At 66.6% G+C, this 542-nt stretch carries 1 protein-coding gene; it reads right to left on the bottom strand.

Going from position 1 to position 542, the window contains the following annotated elements; translation table 11 throughout:
• Positions 1 to 227: 227 nt before the first annotated feature.
• The coding region (gene metG, locus FQ705_RS27630; RefSeq protein ID WP_144146715.1) for a methionine--tRNA ligase subunit beta at positions 228 to 542 on the bottom strand (315 nt) is incomplete at its 5' end.

Genomic DNA, 542 nt, shown 5'->3' with positions numbered 1-542 from the left:
TCTGGTCGGTGTCGGCCTACGGCGGCACCTTCCAGGGCGTCGACCTGAACTACACGCGGCGCTTCGATCGCTGGTGGTGGGCGCGGCGGCACTGAGGCCTCGCGTGGATTCGCGCCCCAGGCCAGGCGCCGTTCGCTCGCGAGCGGCGATCGTTCCGGCCGCGTGAAATGAAAAAGCCCGCTCACGAGGAGCGGGCTTTTTGCTGGTTCGCGCTTGCGGCGTGTCGATCAGCTCACGCGCATGCCGGGCTTGGCGCCGCTATGCGGCTCGAGGATGTAGAGGCCCGGTTCGGCGTTCTCGTCCTTCGACGAGGCGGCCAGCACCATGCCTTCCGACATGCCGAACTTCATCTTGCGCGGCGCGAGGTTCGCGACCATCACCGTCAGCTTGCCGACCAGGTCTTCCGGCTTGTAGGCCGACTTGATGCCCGAGAACACGTTGCGGGTGGTTTCCTCGCCGACGTCGAGCGTGAGTTGCAGCAGCTTGTCCGAGCCCTCCACCGCCTGGCAGGCGACGATCTTCGCGATGCGCAGGTCGATCCT

This window comes from Paraburkholderia sp. BCC1884, from assembly GCF_900996225.1.
GTDB lineage: Bacteria > Pseudomonadota > Gammaproteobacteria > Burkholderiales > Burkholderiaceae > Paraburkholderia.
This window is presented reverse-complemented; position numbering and strand designations above follow the sequence as displayed.